Source organism: Jeongeupia naejangsanensis (genome assembly GCF_016865585.1).
Taxonomy (GTDB): Bacteria; Pseudomonadota; Gammaproteobacteria; order Burkholderiales; family Chitinibacteraceae; genus Jeongeupia; species Jeongeupia naejangsanensis.
On the sequence record NZ_JAESND010000005.1, the window covers coordinates 109,975 to 132,633 of the forward strand.

The window sequence follows — 22,659 nt, forward strand, 5'->3', positions numbered from 1 at the left end:
ATGCCCCCCGGAATCCGTGTTGTAGCTTGGAAACACGGGTTCATATGATGAAACTCTAATGTAGCGACGCCCGGTAACATCAGTACATCTAAAAATACTGATTTACTTGATGCCGGGGTAGCGCAGCCACATTCAACCGGCGGCAAGCAGCAGGTAGAACAGCGCTTCGGGAGCAGGATCGACATGCATGCACGTTTTCGACTGAACACATTGCGCTATGGACTGGCGCTCGCGTTCCCGGCGCTGGCGCACACCGCTTTTGCAGCCGAACCATATCCGGCGCTGCCTCCTACGTTGAGTTCGTCGGTCAAACCGAACGTGCTGCTGCACATCGACAACTCCGGCAGTATGGATGACGCACCGGCTTCCGGCGGCAGCAAGCGGAAGATGGATATTGCCAAGGAGGTTGCCAAGGATCTGATCGTAAAAAATCCCGATCTGCGCTGGGGTCTCTTTTCCTTTGATACCGGTAAAAACCAGATCGACAATGCCGGCATTCTTCAGGCGCCCGTGGGATCAAGTACGACAACGCTGAACTCCGCAATCGACGGTCTGGATGCCGCGACCTGGACCCCGCTGGGTGAAACCATGGTCGAAATCACCCGTTACTTTGGCGGGCAATCGAGTTACTACGGCAAGACCAAGAACACCACCAGTGGCACCTACTCCAGCCCGATCCAGTACCGCTGCCAGAAGAACTTCGCCATCGTCATTACCGATGGCGATTCGACCAAGGATGATTCTCTGCCAGGAGTCGGCAAGTCGGCCATCGCTTACACCAGTTACGACACTGCCAACAAGGCTGTCTCGAAATCGTTCGAGATCTGCCAGAGTACCAGCACGAAATCGTCGGTAACCTGCCCGGCAGTCCTTGAAGGGTCGAGCAACAGCAGCGATCCGTTCATGGACAAGAACAAGACCACCTATCTGCGCTCGATCCGTGATGCCGCGATGTATGCATACGATGCGGACTTCCGCGTTGGTGGTACCGATCTGGACAACAAGAGCTTCGACGATCCGAAGTTCATCAAGCAGAACCTGACCACGTACACCGTCGGCTTCGATGTCAACAATGAGGTGCTCGCCGCAACCGCGACGGTTGGCCACGGCAAGTACTACACGGCAGGCAACCAGACCCAGCTCACCACGGCATTGAGCAATGCGGTCTCCGACATCGTTGCCTCGGTTTCGAATGCCGGTGGTGTCGCAACGCAAAGCGAAACCACCAGTGCCGGCAACAAGGTGTTCCAGCCCGTATTCAACCCCAAGGGCTGGTATGGCGAACTGCGCTGTTACAATCTCGACGGCTCGGGCAACTTCAACCCGAACACGTCGCAATGCACACCGAACGGCAAGGCGGTGATTCCCGCAGCAGCCAACCGCAAGCTGTATTCGGCAGCGGTCAGCAATGGTACGACGACGGCTTTCGATTTCGGGGCATCACCGGCTACAGTCGTCTCCAACATGACGACTGCACAACAGAATGCACTCGGTACCAACGCCACCGACCGACAGAACGTTGTCCGTTTCCTGCGCGGTGAAACCGTTACCAATTACCGGACACGCAGCAACGGCCTGCTCGGCGACATTGTCGACAGTCAGCCGGTCGTGATCAGCCGGCCAAACGGCCAGACACCGGACGTTGATTACCCGGCATTCAAGACCAGCAACGCCGATCGCAACATGGTCTTCATCGGTGCCAATGACGGCATGCTGCACGGATTCAGTATTGCCAACATGACCGAAATCATGGGTTTCATCCCGTCGTCGGTCTACCCGCACCTGCTTTCACTGAGCAAGGCCGACTACGGTGATCCGGGCGGCACGGCACATACCTATCACGTCAACGGCAGCATGCGTTGGGCCGATGTCAAGCTGGGCAACAACTGGAAAACGCTGCTGGTCGGCGGATTGGGCCAAGGCGGACAGGGCTATTTTGCGATCGACGCAACCAACGGCAGCAATTTCAGCAGTGCAGCCAATACCGTCAAATGGGAATGGACCGACCAGAACAAGGCCGGCATGGGCTACAGCTTCGGTACGCCGCTGATCTACAGCGTCCGCACCTCGGCCACTACCGTGGTACCTGCCGTCATCCTGAGCAATGGTTACGAAAGCGATTACGACGACGGCACCAAGGCGAACAAATCGTCATCGCTTTACGTCATCAACGCCAGCACCGGTGCACTGCTCAAGGAAATCGTCGTCGCCGGCGGTGCGGGCCTGTCTTCCCCGGCTGGCGTCGATGCCGGGCAGGACGGCGTTCTCGATTACGTCTATGCCGGTGATGCCAACGGCAAGTTGTGGCGATTCGATCTGACAACCGATACGCCTGACGGCTTCAGCGTTGCCGCCAACCCGGTCTTCGATGCCGGCCCGACACATCCGATCGTCATGCGTCCGGCGGCCATGATACTGAACAGAGCGGACAACAGTTCGCTGGGCAACTTGGTGCTATTTGGCACCGGCAGACTCCTGACCGACGCCGACCGCACCGATACGACGACCCAAAGCCTGTACGGCATTGTCGATTACATGGAAGCCACGCCGCGAACGATTCCCCGTAGCGAATTGCAAGTTCAAACCATCGATGCCACAGCGACGGTCAGCGACAGCAACAAGCGTGTCGGCAGTTATCGCAAAATGTCGACCAACCTTGTCGATCTGCAGACCAGCACCAGTACCGGCACGATGGCCAAGGGCTGGTATATCGATCTGGCAAATACCGAACGTCTGGTCACATCGCCAATGATCTACGACGACAAGGTGCTGTTCGGTACCGGCATTACCCAATCGAGTGAAGCCTGCCTGCCTGGTGGCAAGGGCTGGATCATGGGGCTGAATCCGCTGACCGGTTCGGTCACCACCAAAAACAACGACAAGAACTTCGCACGCGCCTACAGCTTTGTCGACGTTGTGCCGGATCTGCGCTCGACCGTCGACGACAAAGTCGCCTTCAGTACCGGTAGCGCTTATGCCAGCGGCTATGACAAAAGCGGAATCCCGACCGAACTGACCTACGTCGGCAGCGATGCCAAGTTGGTCACGCCGCCGGCACAGCCAGGGGCATCCGATGTCCCGATAGGTCAGGTCATTGCCCAGCGCGAGGCCAATTCGATGGCGGTGTATGTTGGCAACGCACGCCCTGGCGTATCGACCTTTGCACCGATACCGCGCCCGGCATCAACCGGCAAGGGAACGACCTATACCGGCACGATCGGTGATGACAAGGTCGACAAGGACACACTGCTTGGCCCGGCCAGTGGTGCCAAGGTCGAAACATTGATCTGGCGGGAGATCAAATGATGCGCAAATACCTTCCGTTCAAACGACAGGCAGGCACATCCTTGGTCGAATTGATGGTCAGCATCTCTATCCTCGGCATACTGGCGGCGATTGCTGTTCCAAGTATGGTTGATTGGGTTAGGGATACCCGGCTGGCATCGCAGAGCGACATGCTCGTCAGTGCACTTAATACCGCCCGGCTAGAGGCAGTCAAACGTCGCAGTCTCACGATGGTTTGCCCGAGACCTACCGGCGTGAGCGTCACGAACTGTTCGACGTCAGCCAATGACTGGTCGTCGGGCTGGCTGGTCAATGATTCCAGCAGCAAAGTGCTGGAATTTCTGGTTCAGCGTGGCGTGACCGTCAGTACCGGGGGTGCTGCAACATCGGTGGTGTTCAACCCCACTTTAGGCAGTGCACAAGCAGTGGCCACATTCACGCTTTGCATCAGTGGTCGCAAGCAGCACCAAGTTGCAGTTGCACTTTCCGGGCGCGTGAGCAAATCCATTACCACTACGGTCTGTTCATGATGAGCCAACATCAGCAAAAGGGCATTTCGCTGATCGAAGTGATGGTGTCGCTGATCATTCTGGCTCTGGGTTTGCTCGGGTTGGCCGGATTACATTCACGTTCGATGATCATGAGCCAGAGTTCGTACTATCGCGGCATCGCAGCCGACCTCAGTGCAGATCTGGCTGACCGAATTCGCGCCAACCGCACGCCGTATCTCGGCAGCGGAGAAGATGGCGCAACACCCCTGCCACCGGATTTTTCCAAGTGTACGCAAAGCGGCAGCAATGCGGATCAAATCAGCTGCAATACACAGGATTCGAACCGACAGGCTTATCTGGTCAGCAACGAAATGACCGAATGGAACAGTGCCTTGCGCGCCCAGCTCCCGGGAGCCAGTTTTACACTCGTTCCGGCCAACAGCCAGTCTGCAGGATTCCTTCGCTACACATTGACTGTTACCTGGGTCGACGATCGCAGCAAAACCAGTAGTTCGGCCGATTACAACAGCAGTTATACGACGGTGATCGAATGAACACCTCGCGCGGCTTCACACTGATTGAACTGATGGTCACCATGGCGATTGCGCTCGTGGTGTTGCTAGCGGTTTCCCAACTGTACTTGTCAAGCAAGCAGACGTACCGCGTTCAGAACATGCAGAACCATCTGTCAGAGGATGGTCGTTTTGCACTGTCGATGCTGCAACGGGTCATCGGTCAGGCTGGCTACCGGGCCGATCCAACCGTGGCCTTGGCCACGGACAGGATATCCGGCAATTCTGGCAATTCCGTAACGGTTAAGTTCGCTGCCGATGGCACCAACCAGATCGATTGCGATGGCGCGGTAGCGGCAGCGGGAGCGACGACGCTGGCTGTAGCGCTCAGCAGCGGGAAATTGCAGTGTGGAACCACCGATTGGGTAGCGCCAAGTGGTAGCGGAGGAGGAAGCGAAGTCGCCGATTTCAAGCTTCAGTACGGTATCGACGCCGTCGATACGATACCGGCAACGCCAGCAGATTTCGGTTGCGGTGCCAATGTCGCAGGTGGTTTCAAAGAACGCGATTGTATTGCCAACAGCTATGTCAGCACGCTGACCGGTACACAAACGGCTTCGCAGATCGTTGCTGTCCGGGCTTGTCTGGTCCTGCGCAGTGAAAAGACCGATGTCAGCATCAGTAAACCGACCACGGTCAATGATTGCGCAGGTCAGGCAATTGCTGGCTCGGATACCGACAAGAAGCTCTACCGCACATTCCACACAACGATTGTGCTGAGAAACCGCTAGGAGCTCGAATCATGCCGATCAACTTCCGGAATCAGCAGGGCTTCGTCCTCGTGGTTTCACTCATTCTGCTTGTCATCGTCACCATTCTGGTAGTCAACGCAATGCGCGTAACAACGATGAATGAAAAAATGGCTGGCAACTACATGGACCGAAACCGTGCTTTTCAGGCTGCCGAGCAAGCTATGCGGCAAGGTGAATCATTGCTGCAGAATAATGCAGAGACCTGCCTGAGCGGTTGCACCGGCACTAACGTTAGTGGAGTCGGGTCTGTAGCCACAGGCAATACTATTCCAAATACGTGGTCGGACAACGGTTCGAGCAGTGCAAATATGATTACAGGGCAAGCGACATCTGGAAAATACCTGGTGAATCAACTGAGTGATACCTTGCGGCCTAGTGACAAATCAAGTTGTAAAGCTTACAGCATTATGGGCCGTGGTCAGGGTATTGACTCGCGTTCAGTCGTGGTACTGCAAACTATCGCTTATGTTTGCCCTGTTTCGTAAGGAAAATAGCATGCCGAAAAAAAATGGCGGCTTTACGCTGATTGAATTGATGATTACCGTTGCAATCATTGGAATTTTGGCTGCAATTGCTTTACCTAATTACACTCAATATGTGCTCAGAACGCGTCGTGTTGATGTGCAACGTCAAATGATTGAACAGGCACAAGCAATGGAACGTTATTTCAGCACGAATGGGCGATATACCACAACAGCAACAGGCACCTTGACTTGTGGGGTTGCAGATCCAACTAGCAACTATTATTCCATTGCGACAACATGCGCATCGACGACGTCATTTTCGATTACCGCATCTCCAACGACTGGCAAATCCCAAGCAGGGGATGGGGACCAGGTACTTGATAACACAGGTGCTCGCACGGGAAAATGGACCAGCTAAGCAACTGATTTGTAAATTAAAAAGCCGACATCAGTCGGCTTTTTTGTATTGGTCAATCGTTTAGCGATTTTAAAATCAAACTGTTGAGTTCTTCCATATTCGGGATACCAACATACTGCTTGACGATTTTACCATTCTTGTCGAGTAGGAAGCTGGTCGGTGTCAATGCGACATCGCCAAATGCCTTTGCCAGACTGCCGTCTTTGTCATGGCTGACAATAAACGGTAATGCAGTTCGCTGTCGGTAATTCTCGATATATTCGGGCACATCGTAATTCATTGCAATTGCCAGTGTTTTATAGCCTTTATCGCCATATTTTTGCTGGAGCTTGATCAACTCCGGCATTTCCTGCATGCAGCCACTACAGCTGGTTGCCCAGAAGTTGACGAGTAGCACCTGGCCTTTCAGATAGCTCAGAGAATGTTCTTTCCCTTCCAATGTCGTGAAACTGACATCTGGTGCGGACTTTTTCCCGGAAATGAAAAAACCTACGGCGAGGAGGGCAAGTAAAACGGCGATGGCGCCCAGATAACGCGTCTTCATGGTGATGCCTGTACCTAGTTCGTGCTCCGCAAGTGTACTTCAGCAAGGAGTTCACAGCCTTAGCTTGATGTAAATAGAAGCATATATAAGAGTAGAAACAAGGGAACGGCAATGCTGTGGATAAGCCTGATTCCATCGTCGTTTCAACGACTTGCTGCTCGATTTTGACCGGTAGAAACAGGCCTCGGGTATGTGGACAAGGGGTGGAGCGTTTTGTCCTTTGACACAGGAAGGGACTTGCCCACAGCAAGGTACTTGCTTACCCACAATCCAAGTCATTGATTTCATTATGGCTTTGTGAACAAGCGTATAATCCGCGGCTTTTGAGCTTCAGGAGGGGTCATGGCGATCCAGTGGTTTCCAGGTCACATGAACGCGGCACGCAAGCAGGTCGCCGAGACCATGGCCAAGGTCGACGTGGTGATCGAGGTGGTCGATGCGCGCCTGCCGTTTTCCAGCAGCAACCCGATGATCGAGCAGCTGCGGCGCCACCGGAACCGGCCGGCGCTGACCATTCTGAACAAGGCGGATCTGGCCGACCCCAAACAAAACCGCATCTGGCTGGACTGGTTCAATGCGCAGCCCAATCGTGCAGCCATGCTGCTGGGCCTGGACAACAAGGCCTCGGAGGCCAAGCAGATTCCACAACGGTGTCTGAAACTGGCGCCGCACCGCACCGGTGAGACCAAGCCGCTGCGGGCGATGATTCTGGGCATTCCCAATGTTGGCAAGTCGACGCTGGTCAATCTGTTGATGAGCCGGAAGATTGCCAACGTCGCGGATACCCCGGGGGTGACCAAGAGTCAGCAACGGGTCGAACTCAGCGGCGGAATGATCCTGTACGACACACCGGGTTTGTTGTGGCCGAAGATCGAAAACGATGTATGGGGCTACCGCTTGGCAATGGCCGGCTCTGTCGGACGCAATGCTTACAACGACGAGGATGTAGCGTGGTTTGCGCTGGATGTCTTGCGGCAGCGCTATCCGAATTTCCTGCAGACCCGTTACAAGCTCAAGTCGCTCGAAGGCGGCGTCGAAGAGCTTCTCGAGCGGATCGGACGTCAGCGTGGTGCGGTGCTGCCGGGCAACCGCGTTGACACGCAGAAAACAGCGGAACTCCTGCTGACCGAATTTCGCAGTGCAACCATCGGCCGGATGACCCTTGAGATGCCTGATGACGTGGCAAGAGAACAGGCAGAAGTGGTTGAACAGCAGCGTCTGGAACCGGAAGCGTCTTTAACTGATTCATTTGATAAGAGAATACAAGAGTAGAAATAAGGGAGACGGTTTTCTGTGGATAACCCTGTTTTCTGCTTTGAAATCATCATATTGAGCTGATGACACCATTGTGTCGGGGTAACGGTCGAGCTTGTGGATCATTTGGTGGTGAAACTGCAAAGTTTGCTTCAACAGGGCTTGTCCACATCCGTTCAATGTGTTTGTTATCGATTCAGGTCATTGATTTGAAACGGATTCCGTTTTTCCCTGTGGGTAAGTGGCTGCTTCTGGTCCTGCTTCTGGTCCCTGTCGCGCAGGCAGCGGTCGAGGTTCGTGATGACAATGGCGAGCCGGTCCGTTTGCAGCAGGCAGCAAAACGGGTAGTGACGCTGGCGCCGAGCACGACCGAGCTGGTTGCTGCACTGGCACCAGCGTCGCTGGTGGGTGTTGACAGCGCCAGTGACTATCCGGACGACGTACGGACGCTACCGCGGGTCGGCAGGTACGATGGCGCCAATGTCGAAGCGGTGATGGCGCTGAAACCGGATCTGGTCGTTGCCTGGTCCGGTGATGCGATGGCGCGCAGCCTTGCCCAGCTTCGGGCACTGGGCATTGCGGTTTTCATCAGCAAGCCGGCGAATCCCGACGAGGTGGCCGACAACCTGCGCCGACTTGGCGTATTGCTGGGGCGCGACAAGCAAGCGGTTGCGCTTGCTGCCTCGCTTGAGCGTCGTTATGCAAGACTGAAGGACCGGTACGCAGAAAGCCGGAAGCTGAAGGTGATGCTGGAAATCAGTGCGCGACCACTGATGACGGTGTCCGACCGGGATTTTCTTGGCCGGGCCATTGGCGACTGTGGTGGTCTCAACGTGTTCGGCGATGCGGTGGCCCCTTACCCGATCGTCAGCGTCGAAGCGGTGCTGGCCAGAGCACCGGCGATGATCATCAGCACCTCGGCATCGGCGGACCGGCAGCGCTGGATGCGCTATTCGGGCCTGCCAGCCGTTGCGCAAGGTCAGCTGAAAGTGCTCGACGACGACCGCCTGCTGCGCCCGGGACCGCGGCTGGTCGATGGCGTGGCGGCGCTCTGCCAGGTGATCGACGCTGCGCGATCTGCGCGGAAATGACTTAGAATCGCTGCAGATCCACACAAGCCTATCGCCATGGACGCCGAATTCGCCAGTCTCGAAGACAAGCTGGGCCAGCTCGTCAGCCTTTGCCAAGCACTGCGCGGTGAGAATCGCCAGCTGCGCCAGCAGGTGCTGGCACTGCAGCAGGACAACCAGCAGCTGCAGGCCAAGGTCGATGGTGCGCGCAATCGCGTCGCGGCCATCCTGAGCAAACTGCCCGAGGACGAGCAATGAACGCCACCCGTCAGCTCGATATCGTCATCATGGGCCGCGAGTTCCGCGTGGCCTGCCCGGCGGACGAGGAAGAAACGCTCAAGCAGGCCGTTGCCTTGCTCGAGGCGAAAATGCTCGAGATCCGGGGTGGCGGCAAAGTGGTCGGCATCGAGAAGATCGCCATCATGGCGGCACTCAATCTGGCCCATGAATATCTGCACGTGCAGGCCGGTGGTTTTGACATCGGCGCGTACCAGCGTAAAATCACAGCCATGAATTCAGCGATCGACGCGGTGCTGCAGGATCAGACGGCTTTGTTCTAGATCAACATGCACCGGTCGTCGACGGCTACAGTGGTAGTCGAAGACGCAGTCGGTCTCACCCTTCGCTTTCCTGCGGTGTTCGTTTCGGTCCAGATTCTTTGAACCGATAAGCTGTTACCCGGTCGCCAGCTTTTAAGGTGTGCCTGTTGCGAGTGTTCCCTGTACTTCGGTACTTGCCGAACGCACCTGATGGTACCCGGCCGGCGGCCACTTGAACCTGTGGGTTCAAGATGCGGACCGAAACGGCACTCGCGGGAAGCCCTTCTCCTAGGCTGACGTGCTCCACGTTGACCCTGCCCTCCAGCAAGACAAGGCCAACTGGCGCAAGGAATTGCGCCGGCGCCGGGCCGCCATGCATCCCCAGCAACGCCATGCCGCCGCGCGCCAGATCGCAGTCTGGGCCCGCGGCGCTGGTCTGTTGCGTCGCGGGCGCCGGCTTGCAGCCTACATGCCGACCGGCAGCGAGTGCTCGACTTGGCCATTGATGCTGGCGGCGCAGCACCACGGTTGCCGCGTCTACCTGCCGATCGTGCCGAAACGCGGCCGCAAGTTGTCCTTCGTACGCTTCGACGAGCATGCAGTCTGGCAGCTGGGCGCCTACAACATTCCCGAACCGAGACACGCCGAGCACTGCAAGCCGCGTGCGCTCGATGTCGTGTTCGTTCCGCTGGTTGGCGTGGACGGACAACTGCGGCGTCTCGGTCAGGGCGGCGGTTACTACGACACGACATTCCACTTCCGTCGTGCACGCCGGCACTGGCGCCGGCCGCTGCTGGTCGGCATCGCCTTCGATTGCCAGCGGATCGACACTTTGCCGGCCGATCGCTGGGATCTCGGCCTCGACCTGCTGATCACCGAATCGGGCCTCCATCGCCGGCCTGTCTGAGCCGGTGCTAAACCGTTTTGGCATTGCCAATAAGGTGAAAACCGACTTAGATCAAACATCCGCACGGTTTTACACTCGGCAAGCGCAAAATTTCACACGTTGGAAACGGACTCGCACTCTAGAATCAGGGGCGAAAACATAATCCGTAGGCATAAATCGGTCTGCGCGATTTGAAAAAACAGAAATCCGTTGAAAATCAACAAGAGGTTGTCGATATGACTGCATCCCATCGCCTTGAGCTTCTCGCGCCGCTGAGCGGCCTGCTGGTCCCGATCGAACAAGTACCGGATCCGGTATTTGCCCAGAAAATGGTAGGCGATGGCGTGTCGATCGACCCGACATCGAACGTGCTGCTCTCGCCGGTTGCCGGCAAGATCACCCAGCTGCATTCGGCCCGCCATGCGGTGACGATCACGACCGCAGACGGTATCGAAGTCCTGATCCATATCGGTCTCGACACCGTGATGCTCAAGGGCGAGGGTTTCAGCGCCAAGGTCAAGGAAGGCGATACCGTCACCGCTGGCCAGCCGCTGATCGAATTCGACGGTGACGCTGTCAGCCGCAAGGCGCGCAGCCTGCTGACCCAGATCGTCATCACCAACAGCGACCGCGTCGCCCGCTTCGTTCCGGGCAACGGCTTCGTCCGCGCCGGCCAGACCGTTGCACTGACGCTGGAACTCGCCGGTGCACCCGCTGCTGCGACCGCTGCTGCTGCGTCGAGTGACGAAGCCCAGTCCGAACCGGTCCGCGTGCCGAACCCGACCGGCCTGCACGCCCGTCCGGCTGCCGTGGTGGCCAACCTGTCCAAGACTTTCACGTCGACGGTCAAGCTTGTTCGCGGCGATGAAACCGCCAACGCCAAATCGGTCGTCGCGATCATGGGCCTAGAAGTCCAGTACGGTGACGAAATCCACGTCAAGGCCGCCGGCCCGGACGCCGCCGCCGCCGCAAAGGCCGTGGCCGAAATGATTGCCCAAGGTTCGGGCGAGGAAGTCGGCGGCGTGATTTCGCCGGCTGCGCAGAAGCATCTCGCCAAAACCAAGCGAGCCGTTGCACCGGCCAAGCCGAAGTCGGGCGACCCGAACGTGCTGCTCGGCGTATCCGCCTCGCCGGGTCTGGCCGTCGGCCAGATTTTCCAGGTACGCCAGGAAGCGATCGAAGTGGCCGAACAGGGCCGCGATGCGCAGTTCGAACGCAGCAAGCTCGACGCGGCGCTCAAGGATGCGCGCAACCAGCTTGAAGCGCTGAAGAGCGAAATTTCCGATGCGTCGAAGGCCGAGATTTTCAATGCGCACCAGGAGCTGCTTGAAGATCCGGACCTGCTCGACATCGCCATCAACGGCATCAGCAGCGGCAAGAGCGCCGGTTTTGCCTGGCAGACCGCGTTTTCGACCTACGCCGACAAGCTCGCCGCACTGAAGAACGAAGTGCTCGCCGGTCGGGCCAACGACATCCGCGACGTGGGCCGCCGCGTGCTGCGCATCATCGCCGGCGTCAAGGAAGCCGAACTGGCCGTGCCGGAAAACGCGATCCTGATCGCCGAAGACCTGACGCCGTCCGATACCGCCAGCCTCGACCGCGAAAAGGTCCTCGGTTTTGCCACCGTCGGCGGCGGCGCGACCAGCCACGTTGCCATCCTCGCCCGTTCGCTGAACATTCCGGCGATCTGTGGCATCGATGAAGACGCATTGCAGCTTGCGAACGGCACCGCCGTGATTCTCGACGGCAGCAAGGGCTCGCTGCGCAAGAATCCGTCCGAGGCCGAAGTCGCGCAGATCCGTGAGGCGCAGGTCAAGCTGGCCAAGCAGCGCGCCGAAGAACTCGCTGCCGCGCATCAGTCGCCGGTCACCACCGATGGCCACCATATCGAAGTCGTCGCCAACATCGGCGGTCTCGACGAAGCCAAACAGGGCGTCGAACTCGGTGGCGAAGGCGTCGGCCTGCTGCGCAGCGAATTCCTCTACCTCGACCGTGCCGATGCGCCGACCGAGGAAGAGCAGACGCAGATCTACACCGACATCGCCAAGGCACTCGGTACCGAACGTACCTTCGTCGTGCGTACGCTCGACGTCGGTGGCGACAAGCCGCTGCCCTACCTGCCGCAGCCGGCCGAAGAAAACCCCTTCCTCGGCGTGCGCGGTGTGCGCCTGTGTCTGGCCGAGCCGGAAATGTTCCGCGTGCAGATCCGCTCGGTACTGCGTGCCGCGCCGTTCTCCAAGCTGCACATCATGTTCCCGATGATCGCGACGCTGGACGAGCTGCGTGCTGCCAAGGCCATCGTGGCCGAGGAAAAAGCCGCGCTGAACATCACGGCCGACGTGAAGGTCGGGATCATGGTCGAAGTGCCGTCGACCGCCGTGATGTCCGAACTCTTCGCCAAGGAAGCCGATTTCTTCTCGATCGGTACCAATGACCTGACCCAGTACACGCTGGCGATGGACCGCGGTCACCCGAAGCTGGCCAAGCAGGCCGACGCGCTGAACCCGGGTGTGCTGCGCCTGATCGCGATGACGGTCAAGGGCGCGCATGCGCAGGGCAAGTGGGTCGGCGTCTGCGGCGGGATCGCTTCCGATCCGCAGGCCGTGCCGCTGCTGATCGGCATCGGTGTCGACGAGCTGTCGGTCAGCGTGCCGGCGATTCCGTCGATCAAGGCCATGGTGCGCCGCCTGTCCAAGGCCGATTGCCAGAAGCTGGCCGCCGAAGTGCTGCAACTGGGCACCGCTGCCGAAGTGCGCGAGCGCTTGGGTAAAGCCGCCGGCTAAAACCAACAGATCCCCGCGCGGTTGCTACACCCGCGCGGGCCTGTCATTCGCTTGCTCCTCGCGAATGCAAGAAAGACGCCGTGCAAAGCGGCGCTTGTGTATATAAAAAATCAAGCCTCGAGGACCTCGAGGCTCCAGAACGCACTCGAACAGGAGTGAAGCAAACATGATCAATGCCGCATTTGCCTTTCTGCAAAAGATCGGCAAGGCGCTGATGCTGCCGGTAGCCGTGCTACCCGTGGCCGGCCTCTTGCTGGGGATCGGTAGTTCCAACTTTTCCTTCATCCCCGACATCATCAACCAGATCATGGCGCAGGGCGGCGGGGCGATCTTCGGCAACCTGCCGATCATCTTCGCCGTCGGCGTTGCGCTGGGTCTGACCGAGAACGACGGTGTTTCCGCTGTGGCTGCCGTGGTCGGTTTCGTCGTGATGATCGCGACGCTGGGTGTGATGGCAACCTATTTCGGTATCGAACCGGCGACCGTCATGGGCATGAAGTCGATGGAAACCGGCGTGTTCGGCGGCATCATCATCGGCGCCGTTGCCGGCGGGCTGTTCAACAAGTACTACCGGATCGAGCTGCCGTCGTACCTCGGCTTCTTTGCCGGCAAGCGCTTCGTGCCGATTGTTACCGGTATCGCCGCCATTCTGGTCGGTGTGATCCTGTCGTTCATCTGGCCGCCGGTCCAGCACGGCATCGACATCTTCTCGCACTGGGCTGCGGCCGGTGATCCGCGTTCGGCGGCAACCGTTTACGGCGTGGTCGAGCGCATGCTGGTGCCGTTCGGTCTGCACCACATCTGGAACGTACCGTTCTTCTTCGAAATCGGTTCGTACACCGACGCAGCGGGCAAGGTCGTCCACGGCGACATCAACCGGTTCTTCGCGGGTGACCCGACCGCGGGCATCCTGTCGGGCGCGTTCTTCTTCAAGATGTTCGGTCTGCCGGGCGCAGCCATCGCGATCTGGCACACCGCCAAGCCGGAAAACAAGGTCAAGGTCGGCGGCATGATGGTCGCCGCCGCGCTGACCTCGTTCCTGACCGGCATCACCGAGCCGATCGAGTTCTCCTTCCTGTTCGTCGCACCGCAACTGTACGTGATCCATGCGCTGCTGGTCGGTACCGCACAGTTCATCGCCAACACGCTGAACATGCACATGGGCTTCACGTTCTCGCAGGGTGGCATCGACTTCCTGCTGTTCAACGTGTTCGGCAAGTACGCGCAGAACTGGTGGTGGACGCTGATCCTCGGCCCGATCTATTTCGTCATTTACTACTTCGTGTTCCGCTTCTTCATCACCCGCTTCAACCTCAAGACCCCGGGTCGCGAGGATGAGGACGTGGCATCCGCAGGCGTGGTCGAAGGTGACCGTTCGGGCATGTCGCAGCAGCTGGTGCTGGCCTTTGGCGGCCGCAAGAACATCCAGTCGCTCGACGCGTGCATTACCCGTCTGCGCATCTCGGTGGCCGATCCGGCCCGTGTCGACCAGGCCAAGCTGAAGGCACTCGGTGCCGCAGGCGTCATGCAGGTCGGCAACAACATGCAGGCGATCTTCGGTACCCGTTCGGAGAACCTCAAGACCGACATGCAGGCCTATCTGAAGACCGCCGGTGCCGAGGCCGACGGTCCGGCGGCAGTCGCGCCGGCTGCTGCTGTCGCGGCCCCTGCCGCAGCAGCGGCAGCACCGGTCAGCGATGCCACGCGCCAGAAGGCGGCCACGGTGCTTCAGCTGCTCGGTGGCAAGGCCAACCTGCACGAGGTCGAGGCTGTGGCCGTGACGCGCGTGCGGGTGACGCTGAAGGATCTGGCCCTGCTGCAGCAGGGCGAGCTCGAGAAAGCCGGTATCGCGGTAATGCCGGTCAGCGACAAGGTCGTGCAGGTCATCATCGGCAACGATGCCGAAGAACTAGCCAAACTGCTGAAGTAAACAGGCTTCGGTCAACGGAACGGCGTGCCTTTCGGCACGCCGTTTTTCATTTTGCAGCATCGACGGCAGGCCGGCCGGTCTCGCCCTGCTGCGGCGACTACGTTACGCTGGCGCCATTGCCGACTGGAGGGGAAGCCGATGAACAAGCCGATCGTGATCCAGGGGGCGATGCAGGTCGAGGTCGCCTCGCTGATCGCACAACTGGGCGACGCGACCGTCGAGACGACCGGTGGCTGGACATTCTGGTGCGGCCAGCTGGATGGTGTACCGGTCATCGTCAGCCGCACCGGCATGGGCATGAGCAATGCGGCGGCCGCGACGGCACTGGCGATCGAACGCTATGCGCCGGCGGCGGTGATCAATCAGGGCACGGCCGGCGGACATGATCCGGCGCTGCAGCCGAACGATCTGGTGCTCGGTGCGCGGGTGATTCATCTCGGCGCGTTCCAGAGTCCGTTCCGCGATGCCGGCGCAGGCAGCGACACGCTGGGCTGGCGGCCGCTCGACCTGATGGACCAGAGCGAAAGCGCCGAATTCACCATGCCGGTGCCGATGTCGTTCGATGCCGACCCGGCATTGCTGGCGATTGCACGCGAGGTCACTTATGCGGCCGGTCGCGTTGTCGACGGCGTGATCGGGTCCTCCGACGTCTGGAACAACGAACTCGACCGGATTGCGCATTTCCATGCCCGCTACGGCACGCTGGTCGAGGAGATGGAGGCCGCGTCGGTCGCGCAGGTCTGCGGCCAGTACGGCGTGCCGTTTCTGGGCGTGCGGGTCGTCTCGAACAATATCGTCAACGGTTCGGCCCACGACGTGAGCACGGCCAACGCCTGCCAGGCTTTCGTCGCGGCGCTGCTGTCGCATTACCGGCCGCCGGCCGCAGCGCTGTTGCGCCCGCCGCTGTCCACCGAGGAGCAGGCATGAAGCTGACCATCTACCACAACCCGCGTTGCAGCAAATCGCGTGAAATGCTGGCCCTGTTGCGCGAGCGCGGATTCGAGCCCGACATCGTCGAGTACCTGAAAACGCCGCCCGACGCCGAGACGCTGCGGCGTCTGCTGGCGCTGCTCGAACTGACGCCGCGTGCGCTGATTCGCAGCAAGGAAGCCGAGTACGCAGAGCTCGGCCTCGATGACCCCGCACTCGACGACGCGGCGCTGATCGCCGCGATGGTGACGCAGCCGAAGCTGATCGAGCGGCCCATCGTCGTTGTCGATGATGCGCGCGCTGCAATCGGTCGTCCGCCCGAAGCGGTGTTGAAGCTGTTCGACTGATGATCGTTGTCGAAGGTCGCACACGGGTGCGACCTTCGGTCACACCGCGTTGACTGGGGCGAGGCCCGGGGCTGCAAGGTCCGGCCGGCCGGTCTAAGTTGAGAGTTCACCTGTACAAAGGAGGACAGTGCGATGAAGTTGTGGAGCGATTCCTTTCATGACGGCAGCCCGATTCCGGGCGAGTTCGCTTTCGCGGTCGTCGACCCGGCGAACCATGTCGCACTTTCCGCCAACCGCAATCCCCAGCTGGCGTGGCGCGATGCGCCGGTGGGGACGAAGTCGTTCGTGCTGCTGGTCCACGACCCGGACGTACCAAGCCGGGGTGACGACGTGAATCAGGAAGGCCGCGAAGTCGCCGCATCACTGGCGCGTGTCGATTTCTTCCACTGGGTACTGATCGATATTCCGGCTACGGTTCGTACCATCGCGGCCGGCGAGCATGCCGATGGCGTCCAGGTTCGCGGCAAGCCGGGCCCGGCCGCGCCGCACGGTTACCGCCACGGCATCAACGATTTCACCGGCTGGTTCGCCGGCGACAAGGCCATGGCCGGTGACTACTTCGGTTACGACGGACCCTGCCCGCCGTGGAACGATGCGCTGACGCACCGCTATGTGTTCACGCTCCATGCGCTGGATGTCGACCGGCTTGCGCTGGACGGAACCTTTACCGGTCACGACGTGCGCAAGGCGATGTCCGGGCACATCCTTGGCGAAGCACGGCTGACCGGTACGTATACGCTCAATCCGCGGCTGCGCTCGCTCGATGGCCACGCCAACGGCGAATTCCATCAGGTGTCGTGCGAGGCGCTCGACTATCTCGAAATCGCCTGCATGGGGCGCTACAAGCTCCACCTCGAGCTTGTCGGCGGCGAATCGGCGACCGGACTGGCGCAGGACATTCGCGATCATGGTCACGCCGAGTACTTGGTGCTTGGTACCCATGATGGCGACATCGAAATCCGTTTTGATCACATCCGCGCACTGACGCCGTTGACGCACGGTGCACGCTTCGGTCATGTGACCTTGCGCTGAAATGTGCTGATGAAAAAAGCGCCGCTACGCGGCGCTTTTTTTTTGCTGATCCCTGATCAGCCCCTGCGGATCATGCCGGCCTGGCCAGCTAGCCCGCCGCCGCCAGCCAGTGCCGGTCGCGGCGTGGCCGGCGAGCTTGCATCCAGCGCCGCGGGCTTGTCGGCCCGCTGCGGCAGCATGTGGCCGTAGATCGGTGCAACCGGGCTGTCGTACACCGTCTCGGCATCGGTTTGCACCTGAATCTGTTCAAGGCCAGTTCGCGTAATGGTCGTGACCTCGTGCGTGCCTGCCGGCAGCGGCGAGAACGTCAGCAGCAGGTCACGGCTGAGCAGGCCCACTTTCTTGCCGACGGATTCGTCAGGGTTGTCACGGTAGAGCACCGTCGTCCACTGCCGTTTGGCGACATTCGGCGCAGGCTTGCCGGTGAACAGGTCACCGAGGAACTGCAGCGGCGTACGGCTGCGTTCTGTCAGCGACTGCACCTGCCACTGGAGGTCGGAACCGTAGAGGAACAGGTCGAGCCGGTCGCGTTCGGTTGCCGATTTCCAGTCGAACACGCAGCCGATGGCCTTGATGTAACCGGGCTCGCCCGGGCGCTGCGGCTGTGCACGGATCGTTGCGGCGATGTTCGCGCGGATCGGCAGCGCACCGGATGGCAGGTACAGCTCGCCATCGACTTCGGTCCCGCTACGCACATCGTCCGGCAGTTGCGCGTACAGCCGGAAGCCTGATGACGAGATGTCGTCGACCGTGCCGTAAGTGGTGGTGCCGTTCGGAAAGCGCAGCTTGGCCGGCAGCGGAATCGGGAAGCGGTACTCGTGGCGGCGGCTAAGGCTGCTGGCCCGGGTGAACAGCAACATCAGTAGCGCCAGCCCGCCGTTGATGAAGGCCCAGATCGAATTGGCGATCAGGCTGTCGAGCGGCAGCTTGCCGAAATAGGCATACATCGCCAGACCGATCGGGATGGCAACGACCGAGAGGACCATGATCAGGAACTGCGGGATCACGAAACGGCGATAGCTACTGCCGGTGACAGACTTGCTGGTCACGTTGAACTTCAGCTTGCCGCGGAATGCGGCCAGCGTTGCCCAGGCGAAGGCCCAGAAGCGGGCAAAGTTGTACTGCTCGATCATCAGCGACCGGCCGTAACCGCGACTGATTTCCTCGTACATCAAGAAGGTCAGCACGATGTAGGGAATGAAACGGATCAGGAAGCCTTCGCTGAAGCTGGCGATCGGCGACAAGCCGGTGGTCAGCACGACGATGGGCGCGAGGTAGAAAAACCCCTTCTGCCAGCCATCGAAGTAGGTGCTCATCGACGCAAGGTAATTGAGGCGCTGCGCGAACGTCAGTCCGCGCGCGAACACCACGCCTTCGCGTCGCCAGATCTGCATGGCGCCCTGACCCCAGCGGATGCGTTGCTTGATGAAGGGGACGACCGAGGCCGGCGCGATGCCGAAGGCCAGCGAGCGCGGATGGTAGACCGACGCAAACCCCGCCTTGTGCAGTTTCAGCGAGGTGTGCAGATCCTCTGTGACCGTACCCGTGGCAAAGCCGCCGATCGTATCGAGTGACGCGCGCCGCAGGATGGCGCAGCTGCCGCAGAAGAAAGCGGCGTTCCAGTAGTCCTTGCCGCGCTGGATGACGCGGAAGAACAGCGATTGTTCGGTCCAGACGTTGGTCTGCTTGTCCTTGCGGTGCTGGTAGGAATCGAGATTGAAGAAGTCCTGCGGCGTCTGGACGAACGATACTTTGGGATCGTTGAAATAGCCGAGTGTCTCGGTCAGGAAGCGGCGCGACGGCGCATGGTCGGCGTCGAAGATCGCCACGAAGTCGGCATTGCTTTGCGCCAGACCGGCATTGAGGTTGCCGGCTTTGGCGTGCTCGTTGTTGCTGCGCGCGTGATAGCCGCAGCCCAGTTCGGCTGCGAGTTGCGCCATCTCCGGCCGGTTGCCGTCGTCGAGCAGCCAGACCTTGTGGGGGTAGTCCATTTCGATCGCGGCGAGCAGCGTGTGCCGGACCAGATCGACCGGCTCGTTCAGCGAAGGTACGAACACATCGACGCTGAGTCCGGGGGGTGCGGCCGGCATGTCGCGTTCGGCCAGCCGCCAGGTCATGACCAGATGCAGCAGGGCGGTGAAGAAGCCGTACAGCTCGGCGACATACAGCAGTACGGAAAAGACAGGCGCTTCGGGGTTGAAGACGGTAGGGCGCCAGCTCAGGTAGATGAAGGCGATGATCAGGTAGGCAATGACAACGAGTACCTGCGCCGGGCGCAGCGACTCGTAACGGATGCCGTTGGCTTTGCTCATGATGCGGCTCTCCTGCATGTCCCGCGCCGCTTTGCTGGCCGGAGTGGGCCGCGGCGGGTCGTTTTTAGTGAGCGGAACGATCAAAATGCGAATAGCTCTGACTTTTCTTACTTATAAGAACCACGCTAGCACCGTGCTGCGGGCTTTGTGCAGCAAACGACAGCCGGCAATCCACCCGTCCCGGCGCGAGGGCGGATGCGGGGGGCTTGGGTTACCGGGCGTGACAGGTGCACTGCGGGCGTTCCGGCTCTACACTCTGGGCTGATTAACCCGTGGAACCTGCCCGTGATCACCCAGAGCCATTTTGTCGACCTGCCGACCGCAACCGGCAGCATGCGTACCTATGTCCACCGTCCGTCCGGTGACGGCCAGTATCCGGCGGTGCTGTTTTACTCGGAGATTTTCCAGCAGACCGGGCCGATCGAACGTGCGGCGCGGCTGCTCGCCGGGCACGGCTATGCGGTGCTGGTGCCCGAGGTGTTCCACGAACTGAATCCGGCCGGCACGGTGCTGGCATACGATGACGCCGGCCGCGACAAGGGCAACGCCGACAAGGCGGCCAAGCCGGCGGAAAGCTATGACAGCGACAACCGGGCGATGATCGACTGGCTGGCGGCACAGCCGTGGTACGACGGCCATGTGGGTGCGATGGGTTTCTGCATCGGCGGCCATCTGGCCTTTCGCGCCGCGCTGCAGCCCGAGATCGCAGCGACCGCGTGTTTCTACGCGACCGACCTGCATTCGAACACGATCCCGAACGGTCCGGGCCAGCACAGCATGGACCGGCTGGCCGAGATCCGCGGCGAGCTCCTGATGATCTGGGGCAAGCAGGATCCGCACATCCCGGCGGCCGGGCGTGCACAGGTCTACCAGAAGCTGGCCGATGCCGGTCTCGACTTCACCTGGCACGAGTTCAACGGCCAGCACGCCTTCATGCGTGACGAGGGGGAGCGCTACGATGCGCAGCTGGCGCTGACCGGTTACCGGCTGGCGCTGGACCTGTTCGGCCGCGTGCTGCGCTGAGGGCGGGCGACGACGCGGCTAGTTGATCGACAGCGCCGCGTCGACGACGAAATCCTGGCCGGTGCAGCCGCGGCTGGCGCGCGAGGCGAGGAACAGCGCCATGTGCGCGCAGTCGCTGGCGTCCAGCCGGAACTTCAGCGCCTGCTGGTCGAGAAAGCGCTGTTCCATTTCCGGCGTGCCGGCTTCCTGCCACATCCGCACCTGCTTGTCGGTGCGGATCGCGCCGGGGACGATGCTGTTGACGCGGATGCCGGCCGGGCCGAGGTCCTTGGCCAAGGTGCGGGTCAGGCCGTGGATCGCCGCCTTGGCGGTGGTGTAGGCGGGCATGGTCGGATTGCCGCGCATCCAGGCAATCGAACCCATATTGATGATCACGCCGTTGCCGCGTGTGCGCATGTTCGGCACGACGGCCTGCGTCGCAAACACGTGGTGGCGCAGATTGGTCGCCAGCGCATCGTCCCAGTAATCGGCGGTCAGGCCGTCCAGCGTGTGGCGGTCGTCGCGGGCAGCGTTGTTGATCAGCACGTCGATGCCGTGCCAGATCGATTCGACTTCGTGGATCGCAGCCTGCAGTGCGGCGATGTCGCGCAAGTCGCAATGCAGATAGTGCATCGGCGCATCCGGATGGCGGGCCAGCAACGTTTGCGCGGCGGCGTCGTCGACATCCAGAAAGGCGACCTTGGCGCCCTGGGCCAGAAAGGCCTCGACCAGGGCTTCGCCGATGCCGGATGCGCCGCCGCTGACCAGTACGCGCTGGCCGGCAAGGTCGTCGTAATGGACTTCGGTAAAACTGAGCGGTGTGGACACGGGCGATCTCCAAATCGGCATTGCCGCAAATTTAGCGCGTGTTCGCCGCCGGCGACCACGTAGAAATGTCAAATTCCGGCGAGGTTTTGCAACCGTCCATCGCGTGAAGTCATTACAGAGGCGCGCGGCCCGGATGGACTAAAATCGCAAGGCTATGCCCATGGAGTTGACGATGTCCGATCCCGCCCGCGCCGACTGGCTGCGCCGCCTGCCCAAGACCGAACTGCACCTGCATATCGAGGGTACGCTCGAACCCGAGCTGATGTTCGCGCTGGCGCAGCGCAACGGTGTGACCCTGCCTTACCCGGATGTCGACGCGCTGCGTGCGGCCTACGATTTCCACAACCTGCAGTCCTTCCTTGACCTGTACTACGCCGGTGCCGGCGTGCTGCTGACCGAGGCGGACTTCTACGACCTGACCTGGGCCTACCTCGAGCGTGCCCACGCCGACCGCGTCGTCCATGTCGAGATCTTCTTCGATCCGCAAACGCATACCGAGCGCGGTGTGCCGTTCGAAACCGCACTGGCCGGCATCCGTCGTGCGCTGGTCGATGGCGAGGCGAAGCTCGGTATCGGCTTCAGGCTGATCCTGTGCTTCCTGCGCCACCTGTCCGAAGACGCCGGTTTCGCCGCGCTCGAACAGGCGTTGCCGTATCTGGACCGGATCGACGGCGTCGGCCTCGATTCGAGCGAGCACGGTCATCCGCCGGAGAAATTCGAGCGGCTGTTTGCCCGCTGCAAGCAGCTCGGCCTTGCGCGCGTCGCCCACGCCGGAGAGGAAGGTCCGGCCGACTACGTCTGGCAGGCGATCCGGCTGCTCGACGTCGCGCGCATCGACCACGGCGTCCGTGCGCTCGAAGACGACACGCTGGTTGCGTATCTGGCCGAGCACCGCATCCCGCTGACGGTGTGCCCGCTGTCGAACATCAAGCTGCGCGTGTTCGACACGCTGGCCGACCACCCGCTGCGCACACTGCTCGAACGCGGGCTGGTCGCGACGGTGAACTCGGATGATCCGGCCTATTTCGGCGGCTATGTCGGTGAGAACTGGCAAGCCTGTGCCGACGCACTGGACCTGACGCGTGCCGAGCTGGTGCAGCTGGCGAAGAACGGCATCGAAGCGAGCTGGATGGACGATGCCGCCAAGGCACGCTGGTACGCCGAGATCGACACGCTGGCCGTCGAACCGGCCTGATCCTTTTACCCCTTTCCGCAGATAC

At 60.5% G+C, this 22,659-nt stretch carries 21 protein-coding genes and 1 other RNA gene; 19 read left to right on the forward strand and 3 right to left on the reverse strand.

Translation table 11 applies throughout. From position 1 onward, the window contains the following. Positions 1–183 precede the first annotated feature (183 nt). The 6 genes from JMJ54_RS11460 to JMJ54_RS19445 are packed head-to-tail and all read left to right on the forward strand — an operon-like array spanning position 184 to position 5,982. Positions 184–3,306 carry a PilC/PilY family type IV pilus protein gene (locus JMJ54_RS11460; RefSeq protein WP_203538695.1) on the forward strand — a complete coding sequence of 1,041 codons (3,123 nt, stop codon included), beginning with the start codon at positions 184–186 and terminating at the stop codon, positions 3,304–3,306. Further along, positions 3,303–3,815, forward strand: a complete 513-nt coding sequence (locus tag JMJ54_RS11465) for a GspH/FimT family pseudopilin (RefSeq protein ID WP_203538696.1) — start codon at positions 3,303–3,305, stop codon at positions 3,813–3,815. Before JMJ54_RS11460 ends, JMJ54_RS11465 begins: the two co-directional genes overlap by 4 nt. Then, positions 3,812–4,330 (forward strand): type IV pilus modification protein PilV, encoded by a 519-nt coding sequence (gene pilV / locus JMJ54_RS11470; RefSeq protein ID WP_203538697.1) that lies wholly within the window; start codon positions 3,812–3,814, stop codon positions 4,328–4,330. The genes JMJ54_RS11465 and pilV overlap by 4 nt, the downstream gene beginning before the upstream one ends. Continuing rightward, positions 4,327–5,079, forward strand: coding sequence for a PilW family protein (locus JMJ54_RS11475; protein ID WP_203538698.1), 753 nt, complete (start codon positions 4,327–4,329; stop codon positions 5,077–5,079). The genes pilV and JMJ54_RS11475 overlap by 4 nt, the downstream gene beginning before the upstream one ends. 11 nt (positions 5,080–5,090) lie before the next feature. Next, complete coding sequence (locus tag JMJ54_RS11480; protein WP_203538699.1) at positions 5,091–5,585, forward strand: pilus assembly PilX family protein; 495 nt, start codon at positions 5,091–5,093, stop codon at positions 5,583–5,585. A gap of 10 nt (positions 5,586–5,595) precedes the next feature. Further along, complete coding sequence (locus tag JMJ54_RS19445; RefSeq protein ID WP_275411103.1) at positions 5,596–5,982, forward strand: type IV pilin protein; 387 nt, start codon at positions 5,596–5,598, stop codon at positions 5,980–5,982. A gap of 52 nt (positions 5,983–6,034) precedes the next feature. Here the strand turns inward: JMJ54_RS19445 and JMJ54_RS11490 are convergent, their stop codons facing one another. Next, positions 6,035–6,526: a peroxiredoxin family protein gene (locus tag JMJ54_RS11490; RefSeq protein WP_203538700.1), complete on the reverse strand. Its 492-nt coding sequence runs from the start codon at positions 6,524–6,526 to the stop codon at positions 6,035–6,037. A gap of 342 nt (positions 6,527–6,868) precedes the next feature. On the opposite strand from JMJ54_RS11490, the gene ylqF reads away from it, so the two are divergent. From ylqF to JMJ54_RS11545, 11 genes are all read left to right on the forward strand, one after another. Continuing rightward, on the forward strand, positions 6,869–7,798 hold the full coding sequence (gene ylqF / locus JMJ54_RS11495) for a ribosome biogenesis GTPase YlqF (protein WP_203538701.1): 930 nt from the start codon (positions 6,869–6,871) through the stop codon (positions 7,796–7,798). A gap of 215 nt (positions 7,799–8,013) precedes the next feature. Then, a complete protein-coding gene (locus JMJ54_RS11500) occupies positions 8,014–8,871 on the forward strand; it encodes a cobalamin-binding protein (RefSeq protein ID WP_203538702.1) in 858 nt (285 codons plus the stop codon). Positions 8,872–8,907: 36 nt separating this feature from the next. Further along, on the forward strand, positions 8,908–9,108 hold the full coding sequence (gene zapB, locus JMJ54_RS11505; RefSeq protein WP_203538703.1) for a cell division protein ZapB: 201 nt from the start codon (positions 8,908–8,910) through the stop codon (positions 9,106–9,108). Next, positions 9,105–9,410: a cell division protein ZapA gene (locus JMJ54_RS11510; protein ID WP_203538704.1), complete on the forward strand. Its 306-nt coding sequence runs from the start codon at positions 9,105–9,107 to the stop codon at positions 9,408–9,410. Before zapB ends, JMJ54_RS11510 begins: the two co-directional genes overlap by 4 nt. A 64-nt stretch (positions 9,411–9,474) precedes the next feature. Then, a non-coding RNA gene (gene ssrS / locus JMJ54_RS11515) (6S RNA) lies at positions 9,475–9,672 on the forward strand. A gap of 15 nt (positions 9,673–9,687) precedes the next feature. Next, a complete protein-coding gene (locus tag JMJ54_RS11520; protein ID WP_308438000.1) occupies positions 9,688–10,296 on the forward strand; it encodes a 5-formyltetrahydrofolate cyclo-ligase in 609 nt (202 codons plus the stop codon). 215 nt (positions 10,297–10,511) lie between these two features. Next, positions 10,512–13,058: a phosphoenolpyruvate--protein phosphotransferase gene (gene ptsP / locus JMJ54_RS11525; protein ID WP_203538706.1), complete on the forward strand. Its 2,547-nt coding sequence runs from the start codon at positions 10,512–10,514 to the stop codon at positions 13,056–13,058. A gap of 166 nt (positions 13,059–13,224) precedes the next feature. Next, complete coding sequence (gene ptsG / locus JMJ54_RS11530; protein ID WP_203538707.1) at positions 13,225–14,988, forward strand: PTS glucose transporter subunit IIBC; 1,764 nt, start codon at positions 13,225–13,227, stop codon at positions 14,986–14,988. A 138-nt stretch (positions 14,989–15,126) separates the two neighbouring features. Then, the gene (locus JMJ54_RS11535) at positions 15,127–15,915 is read left to right on the forward strand and encodes a 5'-methylthioadenosine/S-adenosylhomocysteine nucleosidase (RefSeq protein WP_203538708.1); all 789 of its coding nucleotides are present in this window, start codon (positions 15,127–15,129) and stop codon (positions 15,913–15,915) included. Beyond that, positions 15,912–16,265, forward strand: a complete 354-nt coding sequence (arsC, locus tag JMJ54_RS11540) for an arsenate reductase (glutaredoxin) (RefSeq protein WP_203538709.1) — start codon at positions 15,912–15,914, stop codon at positions 16,263–16,265. The genes JMJ54_RS11535 and arsC overlap by 4 nt, the downstream gene beginning before the upstream one ends. Before the next feature lie 132 nt (positions 16,266–16,397). After that, positions 16,398–17,297, forward strand: a complete 900-nt coding sequence (locus JMJ54_RS11545) for a Rho-binding antiterminator (protein WP_203538710.1) — start codon at positions 16,398–16,400, stop codon at positions 17,295–17,297. 56 nt (positions 17,298–17,353) lie between these two features. Here the strand turns inward: JMJ54_RS11545 and JMJ54_RS11550 are convergent, their stop codons facing one another. Continuing rightward, positions 17,354–19,609 carry a glycosyltransferase gene (locus JMJ54_RS11550; RefSeq protein WP_203538711.1) on the reverse strand — a complete coding sequence of 752 codons (2,256 nt, stop codon included), beginning with the start codon at positions 19,607–19,609 and terminating at the stop codon, positions 17,354–17,356. Between the two features lie 285 nt (positions 19,610–19,894). Between JMJ54_RS11550 and JMJ54_RS11555 the strand changes: the two genes are divergently transcribed. Next, a complete protein-coding gene (locus JMJ54_RS11555; protein ID WP_189461264.1) occupies positions 19,895–20,632 on the forward strand; it encodes a dienelactone hydrolase family protein in 738 nt (245 codons plus the stop codon). Between the two features lie 18 nt (positions 20,633–20,650). Here JMJ54_RS11555 and JMJ54_RS11560 read toward each other — a convergent pair whose 3' ends face one another. Beyond that, on the reverse strand, positions 20,651–21,439 hold the full coding sequence (locus JMJ54_RS11560) for an SDR family NAD(P)-dependent oxidoreductase (RefSeq protein ID WP_203538712.1): 789 nt from the start codon (positions 21,437–21,439) through the stop codon (positions 20,651–20,653). Between the two features lie 172 nt (positions 21,440–21,611). Here JMJ54_RS11560 and JMJ54_RS11565 point away from each other — a divergent pair, with 172 nt between their 5' ends. Then, on the forward strand, positions 21,612–22,634 hold the full coding sequence (locus tag JMJ54_RS11565) for an adenosine deaminase (RefSeq protein ID WP_203538713.1): 1,023 nt from the start codon (positions 21,612–21,614) through the stop codon (positions 22,632–22,634). The last annotated feature ends 25 nt before the right edge of the window (positions 22,635–22,659 follow it).

Bases quoted from the DNA above. Each gene is read 5' to 3' on its own strand.
- JMJ54_RS11460 (WP_203538695.1), top strand. From the start codon at position 184: ATGCATGCACGTTTTCGACTGAACACATTGCGCTATGGACTGGCGCTC.
- JMJ54_RS11465 (WP_203538696.1), top strand. From the start codon at position 3,303: ATGATGCGCAAATACCTTCCGTTCAAACGACAGGCAGGCACATCCTTG.
- pilV (WP_203538697.1), top strand. From the start codon at position 3,812: ATGATGAGCCAACATCAGCAAAAGGGCATTTCGCTGATCGAAGTGATG.
- JMJ54_RS11475 (WP_203538698.1), top strand. From the start codon at position 4,327: ATGAACACCTCGCGCGGCTTCACACTGATTGAACTGATGGTCACCATG.
- JMJ54_RS11480 (WP_203538699.1), top strand. From the start codon at position 5,091: ATGCCGATCAACTTCCGGAATCAGCAGGGCTTCGTCCTCGTGGTTTCA.
- JMJ54_RS19445 (WP_275411103.1), top strand. From the start codon at position 5,596: ATGCCGAAAAAAAATGGCGGCTTTACGCTGATTGAATTGATGATTACC.
- JMJ54_RS11490 (WP_203538700.1), bottom strand. From the start codon at position 6,526: ATGAAGACGCGTTATCTGGGCGCCATCGCCGTTTTACTTGCCCTCCTC.
- ylqF (WP_203538701.1), top strand. From the start codon at position 6,869: ATGGCGATCCAGTGGTTTCCAGGTCACATGAACGCGGCACGCAAGCAG.
- zapB (WP_203538703.1), top strand. From the start codon at position 8,908: ATGGACGCCGAATTCGCCAGTCTCGAAGACAAGCTGGGCCAGCTCGTC.
- JMJ54_RS11510 (WP_203538704.1), top strand. From the start codon at position 9,105: ATGAACGCCACCCGTCAGCTCGATATCGTCATCATGGGCCGCGAGTTC.
- ptsP (WP_203538706.1), top strand. From the start codon at position 10,512: ATGACTGCATCCCATCGCCTTGAGCTTCTCGCGCCGCTGAGCGGCCTG.
- ptsG (WP_203538707.1), top strand. From the start codon at position 13,225: ATGATCAATGCCGCATTTGCCTTTCTGCAAAAGATCGGCAAGGCGCTG.
- JMJ54_RS11535 (WP_203538708.1), top strand. From the start codon at position 15,127: ATGAACAAGCCGATCGTGATCCAGGGGGCGATGCAGGTCGAGGTCGCC.
- arsC (WP_203538709.1), top strand. From the start codon at position 15,912: ATGAAGCTGACCATCTACCACAACCCGCGTTGCAGCAAATCGCGTGAA.
- JMJ54_RS11545 (WP_203538710.1), top strand. From the start codon at position 16,398: ATGAAGTTGTGGAGCGATTCCTTTCATGACGGCAGCCCGATTCCGGGC.
- JMJ54_RS11550 (WP_203538711.1), bottom strand. From the start codon at position 19,609: ATGAGCAAAGCCAACGGCATCCGTTACGAGTCGCTGCGCCCGGCGCAG.
- JMJ54_RS11565 (WP_203538713.1), top strand. From the start codon at position 21,612: ATGTCCGATCCCGCCCGCGCCGACTGGCTGCGCCGCCTGCCCAAGACC.